Below are 359 nucleotides of genomic sequence, written 5' to 3' on the forward strand. Positions count from 1 at the left end.
TCACCCGCGGGCAGGCCGGCGAGCTCGGCGATCGTGCCGGGATCGTCCAGCACCAGCTGCGGCACCGTCGCCGGAAGCCGTGACCGGTGCCCGGCCACCGTGATCACCAGCTGCGGAGCGGCGTCGGCCAGCATGAACTCCACCCGCTCGGCCGGATAGTCGGTGTCGATCGGCACATAGGCCGCCCCAGCCTTCAGCACCGCCAGCAACGCCACGACCATCTCCGCCGAACGAGGCACCGCCAGCGCCACCAGACTCTCCGGCCCGGCACCCCGGCCGATGAGCACCCTGGCCAGCTGGTTGGCCCGCTCGTTGACCTCAGCGAACGTGAACGACCGGCCCTCGTTCACCACCGCCGT

At 71.6% G+C, this 359-nt stretch carries 1 protein-coding gene; it reads right to left on the reverse strand.

The genetic code is table 11. The features are described 5' to 3' along the window. The coding region (locus tag V5E28_RS49260) for an AMP-binding protein (protein ID WP_336217222.1) at positions 1-359 on the reverse strand (359 nt) is incomplete at both ends.

Origin of the sequence: Nonomuraea sp. LPB2021202275-12-8, from assembly GCF_037044575.1 — a bacterium.
Classification (GTDB): domain Bacteria; phylum Actinomycetota; class Actinomycetes; order Streptosporangiales; family Streptosporangiaceae; genus Nonomuraea.